This is a genomic window from Actinotalea ferrariae (assembly GCF_019733465.1).
GTDB lineage: Bacteria > Actinomycetota > Actinomycetes > Actinomycetales > Cellulomonadaceae > Actinotalea > Actinotalea ferrariae_A.
Map to the genome: position 1 here is coordinate 1 of NZ_JACVQL010000318.1, position 5,293 is coordinate 5,293.

5 protein-coding genes are annotated in these 5,293 nt (G+C 75.6%); all 5 read right to left on the reverse strand.

Translation table 11 applies throughout. The annotated features are described in order from the left end of the window. Positions 1–103 precede the first annotated feature (103 nt). Entirely contained in the window at positions 104–1,165 is a 1,062-nt protein-coding gene (locus ICW40_RS18815) for a FecCD family ABC transporter permease (RefSeq protein WP_221655526.1), read from the reverse strand. Positions 1,166–1,200: 35 nt separating this feature from the next. Beyond that, a complete protein-coding gene (locus tag ICW40_RS18820; protein WP_221655527.1) occupies positions 1,201–2,283 on the reverse strand; it encodes an iron-siderophore ABC transporter substrate-binding protein in 1,083 nt (360 codons plus the stop codon). 118 nt (positions 2,284–2,401) lie between these two features. Next, on the reverse strand, positions 2,402–3,418 hold the full coding sequence (locus ICW40_RS18825) for a siderophore-interacting protein (RefSeq protein WP_221655528.1): 1,017 nt from the start codon (positions 3,416–3,418) through the stop codon (positions 2,402–2,404). A 141-nt stretch (positions 3,419–3,559) separates the two neighbouring features. After that, a complete protein-coding gene (locus ICW40_RS18830) occupies positions 3,560–4,504 on the reverse strand; it encodes a phosphoribosylaminoimidazolesuccinocarboxamide synthase (RefSeq protein WP_221655529.1) in 945 nt (314 codons plus the stop codon). Positions 4,505–4,571: 67 nt separating this feature from the next. Beyond that, the coding region (locus ICW40_RS18835; RefSeq protein WP_221655530.1) for a L,D-transpeptidase at positions 4,572–5,293 on the reverse strand (722 nt) is incomplete at its 5' end.

Here is a 5,293-nt window from a genome sequence, read left to right on the forward strand (position 1 = left end):
CGCAGCACGCGGGCGCGTCGGAGGCTCGGCGGCCGGCCGCCGGGCGGCGACCCGGCGGACGACGACCCGCCCGCCGGCGACCCGGCGGAGGCCGAGGTGACGGTCACAGCGCCGCCACCCGGCGTCGGCCCGCGAGCGCGATGAGGACGGGAGCGCCGAGGAAGGCCGTGACGACGCCCACCTGGATCTCGGCGGGTGCCGCGACCACGCGCCCCAGCACGTCGGCGAGCAGCAGGAGGACCGGGGCGGCGAGGGTCGAGAGCGGCAGCACCCAGCGGTCGTCGGGGCCCGTGAGCCCCCGGACGGCGTGCGGCACGGCGAGCCCGACGAAGACGAGCGGGCCGACGGCGGCGGTGGCCGCGCCGCACAGCACGGTGACCACGAGGCCCGTCACCGCGCGGACGACCCCCGGCCGCAGGCCCAGCGCGCGGCCGGTGTCCTCGCCCAGGGCCATCGCGTTGAGCGGCGCCGCGAGGAGCAGACCGACGGCCGTGCCGACCACGAGGAACGGCAGCACGTGGCCGAGCACGCCGAGGTCACGACCCGAGAGGCTGCCGACCGCCCAGTACCGGTAGAGGTCGAGCGCCTCCCGGTCGAGGAAGGTCATGGCCCACACGCCGGCCATGAGCACGGCCGAGATCGCGGCGCCCGCGAGCGTGAGGCGCACGGGCGTCGCGGACGCGGCCCGGCCCCCGCGGGAGCCGACGACGTAGACGAGCACCGTGGCGACTCCCGCGCCGAGGAGGGCGAGCCAGACGTAGTGCCGCGGGCCCGTGAGCCCCAGCAGGCTGATGCCCCCGACGACCGCCACCGCGGCACCCGCGTTGACCCCGAGCAGCCCGGGCTCGGCAAGCGGGTTGCGGGTCATCGACTGCATGAGCGCGCCCGAGAGCCCGAGCGCGGCTCCCGCGGCGATCCCCAGGAGCGTGCGCGGGAGGCGCACCTCCTGCACGATCGCCGCGTCGCTCGAGCCGTCGGGGCTCCACAGGTGACGCCAGACGTCGGCGAGCGGGATGCCGCGCGCCCCGACCGCGATGCTCAGGGCCACGGCGAGCACGAGCAGGACGAGCGCGACGACGAGCACGGCGGCACGGCGCAGCGACGAGCCGGCCGGTCGCGTCGCGCGCGCCTGTACCGGCCCGCCCGCCGCGGTCACCGTGGTCATGCGTCCGTCCTACGCCGGCCGCGCCCTCCGCCGGGTCAGGCCGTGCCGACCTTGTCCGCCGCCTCGACGAGCTGCGGCACGAACGTCTCGAGGCCCCACGGCAGGCTGAGCGCGGTGGTCGTGCTCATGGCCATGCTCAGCTGGCGGTCGAGCAGCGGCAGGTAGCTGCCGCGCTGCACGGCAGGGATCGCGGCGAAGGTGCCGAGCGCCTCGACGGTCGCCTGCTCCTCCTCGTCGTTGAACCACGTGATGAGGACGTCGGCGTCGTCGAGCAGGTCCATGCTCTCGGTGCCGAGGTCGACGAAGAAGGTGCCCTCGGGCGCCTCGAGGCCGGCGACGCCCGGCGCGAGCTCCATGCCGAGGCCGGTGAGCAGGTCGACCCGCGGGTCGCCCTCGACGTACGCCGAGAGGGTCCCGTCGGCGTCGGTGTAGACGAACGCGAACGTGCGGCCGGCCAGCGACGGGTTCTCCGAGCCGGTCCGCGCGAGCAGCTCCTCCATGTCGGCCACCAGCCGCTCCGCCTCCTCGGCCTGGCCGAGCGCGGTGCCGTTGATGATCGTCTGGTCCTGCCAGCTCACGAGCCACGGCTGCTCGGGGTACGCGATCGTCGGGGCGAGCTGCTCGAGCTGGGCGTAGACCTCGGGCGAGATCCCGGAGTAGGTCGCGAGGATCAGGTCGGGCTGCAGCTCGGCCACGGCCTCGACGTCCACCTCGGGGAGGTCGACGAACGTGGTGGGCAGCTCGCCGCCCAGCTCCTCGACCGCCTCGGCCGTCCACGGCAGCAGGCCCGTCTCCTCGTCGCCCGCCCAGGTGTCGGCCGGGACGCCCACGGGCACGGTGCCGAGCGCGAGGGCGGTGTCCTGCGAGCCCCAGCCGATCGTGACGACACGCTCCGGGGCGGCCTCGATCGTCGTCGTGCCGAGCGCGTGCTCGATCGTCACGGGGAACGCGGAGTCGTCACCCTCGGCCGCGGGGCTCTCGGACTCCTCGGGCTCGTCGTCGGTCGTCGCACCGCCGCAGGCGGCGAGGGCGAACGCCGTGACGGCAGCGACCACGAGGCCCGTCGCGCGGCGACGGACGCCGGGCCGGGGGCGGGAGGAGGGACGTGCGGGGGACATGGCGGGCTCCGATCGGGCGTGCGGGCAGGGGTGCGACGACGGGCACCCCAGCAGGCAGGGGGTGGGACGGGGAGGGGTGTGGGCGGGGAGGAGGGCGGCGACGCGGTGACGCGTCGGCTCAGGAGGCCTCGGCGCGGCCGTGCCGCCAGTAGCCCATGAAGGCGACGGCGCGGCGGTCGACGCCCACGTCGCGCACCAGGAAGCGGCGCAGCTCCTTGACGACGCCGGCCTCGCCGGCGATCCAGGCGTAGAGCCCGTCGGCCGCGATGGGCTGCTCCGGCACCTCCCACATGATCCCGCCGTCGACGTCGACCTCCTCGAGCGCGACGTCGTGCGGGTGGGGGTGGAGCACCGTGGTCGCGGCCGCGCGCACGGCGGCGTCGAGCAGGCTGCCGTGCGGCGCGTCGACGCGGACCCGGCCCTCGCCGGACCGGCTGCGCGGCAGCCAGTGCAGCTCGACCCCGGCCGGCGCGCGCACGTCGAGCACGTCGTGCTCGGTGGGGACCTCGAGGAACGCGTGCCCCCGCGCGTCGGCGGGCAGCTGCTCGACGATCGCGCAGATCGCGGGGACCGCGGTCTCGTCGCCCGCGAGGAGCACGGTGCGCGCCTCGGCCGGGGGCTTCCACTCGATGCCGCCCGAGGGACCGTCGAAGCGCGCGTTGGGACCGATGAGCACGATCGGGTCGCCCGAGCGCGCGGCCGCGCACCACCGCACCGCGGGGCCCGCCTTGGCCGAGCACGCGCAGCCGAGCAGCTCCGCGAGACCGCAGCCGCGGGTCGTGACGGCACCGGGGGCGACGCCGTGCAGCACGACGTCGACGTCGACCTCGCGCATCTGCTGGCGCACGGCGCGCACCGTGTACGTCCGGAGCGGGTAGCGCTCGTCGTCGGGCATCGCGCGCCACGTCTCGAACCAGGAGTCGTCCGCGAACAGACCCGGGTCCACCCGCGCGCCGCAGGCCGCCGGGAGCACGAGCTTGATGCGCTGGTCGAACCCGTCCGCCGCGAACACGTCGAGGTCCTCGCCCGAGAACGTCATGCGGAGGAAGCTCGGCGAGAGCCGGCGGGCGCGGACGACCTCGACCTCGAAGGCCCGGTAGGCGGGCTCCACGCGGCTGAGCGTGCTCGCGGACATCGGGCTCCTCGGTCTGGCGCGGGAGGGCGGCTCGGACGTGACCTGGGTCTCGCCGGGTCGCTGCCAGTAAAGCATAGGCTTACCTAACGAAGGTATCCCTGCCCTTGCTCCGAGGCTTGTGAACCACGTCACAGCCCGCCCTCAGAGTGAGAGGGTGCGTCCCGTGAGGCGCTCGAACGCCTCGACGTAGCGCTGCCTCGTCCGCTCGACGACGTCGTCCGGGAGCGGGGGCGGCGGGGCGTCGGACGCGCGGTCCCAGCCCGACGCGGGCGACGTCAGCCAGTCGCGCACGAACTGCTTGTCGAAGCTGGGCTGGGCACGTCCCGGCTCCCAGCCGTCGAGCGGCCAGAACCGCGAGGAGTCGGGCGTGAGGACCTCGTCCCCGAGCACGACGGCGCCCGCGTCGGGACCCGTGGTCGCGCGTCCGAACTCGAGCTTGGTGTCGGCGAGCAGCACGCCGCGCTCGCGCGCGACCGCCTCGGCCCGCGCGTACACGGCGAGCGTGAGGTCGCGCAGCAGGTGGGCGTCCGGCTCGCCGATCCGGGCCGCGACGACCTCGAGGCTCACGTTCTCGTCGTGCTCGCCGACGGCGGCCTTGGTCGCGGGCGTGAAGATCGGAGCGGGGAGGCGCGAGCCGTCGACGAGCCCGGGCGGCAGCGGCACCCCGCACACCTCGCCCGAGGTCGCGTACTCCGCGAGCCCCGAGCCCGTCAGGTAGCCGCGGGCCACGCACTCGACGGGGAACATGTCGAGCCGCCGGCAGACCATCGCGCGTCCGGCGACGGCGTCGGGCACGCGGCCGCCCTCGCGCTCCGCCGCCGCGCTCACCACGTGGGTCGGCACGAGGTCCGCGAGCTGCTCGAACCACCACAGGCTCAGCTGCGTGAGCACCACGCCCTTGCCGGGCACCGGCGTGCTGAGCACGTGGTCGTAGGCGCTGATGCGGTCGCTCGCGACCACGAGCACGACGTCGTCCGCACCCGGACCGGACGACGGCTCCGCGGGCACGTACAGGTCGCGGACCTTGCCCGAGTAGGTGTGCGTCCAGCCGGGGACGTCCGCGGCGGTCGGCAGGGCGGCGGTCATGGGCGCTCCGATCGTGGGGGCGGCAGGGCGGGGCAGGGCCGAGGGCGCAGCAGTGGTGCCGCAGTGGTCACGCGACGATCTCCACCGGGGTCCCGAGCGGCAGTCCGAACTCCTCGACGAGGCGCGTGACGTCCGCGTCGAGCATCCGGATGCAGCCGTGCGAGGCGTCGGTCCCGACGGACTCCGGCTGGTTGGTGCCGTGGATGCCGATGACGCCCTGCCCGCCCGCGAACGACGTGAGCACCGGCGAGTAGCCGGACAGGCCGTAGGCGTAGGCGCCGTAGACGCCGCCCGGCGTCGGCGGCTGCAGCAGCTCCTTGACGTAGTACACGCCGCCGGGCGTGGGCACGTCGGCGGCACCGAGGCCGACCGGCACGTCCATGACCACCTCGTCGCCGCGGTGGAGCAGGAGCCGGTGCTCGGTGAGCCGCACCTCGACGCGGTAGTCGGTCGAGGAGAGCGTGACGTCGGCGGCGCGGACCCAGCCCGTCGAGCCGTTGGGTCGCACCGGCAGGTGCACGTGCAGCCAGTCCCCGTCCCGCTCGATCGCGAGGAAGGTCAGCGGGATCGCGTCCGGCAGCGAGACGACGTCGGCCGCGGCGACGGTGAGCGCTGGGGCGGCGTCGCCGGGCGCGGCGAAGACCTCGACCGACGGCCCGGCCGCCGTCGCGATGAGCGCGACCGCAGGGTCCGGCGTCGGTGCGGGAGTGGCCGTCGGCTCGGGCGCGGGCTCGGCGTTCGTCACGGCGCTCGGCGACGCCGGCGACGGCGAGACACCCGGCTCGGCGC

Excerpts from the sequence above, each read along its gene's own strand:
- ICW40_RS18830 (WP_221655529.1), bottom strand. The coding sequence starts at position 4,504 with ATGACCGCCGCCCTGCCGACCGCCGCGGACGTCCCCGGCTGGACGCAC.
- ICW40_RS18820 (WP_221655527.1), bottom strand. The coding sequence starts at position 2,283 with ATGTCCCCCGCACGTCCCTCCTCCCGCCCCCGGCCCGGCGTCCGTCGC.
- ICW40_RS18825 (WP_221655528.1), bottom strand. The coding sequence starts at position 3,418 with ATGTCCGCGAGCACGCTCAGCCGCGTGGAGCCCGCCTACCGGGCCTTC.
- ICW40_RS18815 (WP_221655526.1), bottom strand. The coding sequence starts at position 1,165 with ATGACCACGGTGACCGCGGCGGGCGGGCCGGTACAGGCGCGCGCGACG.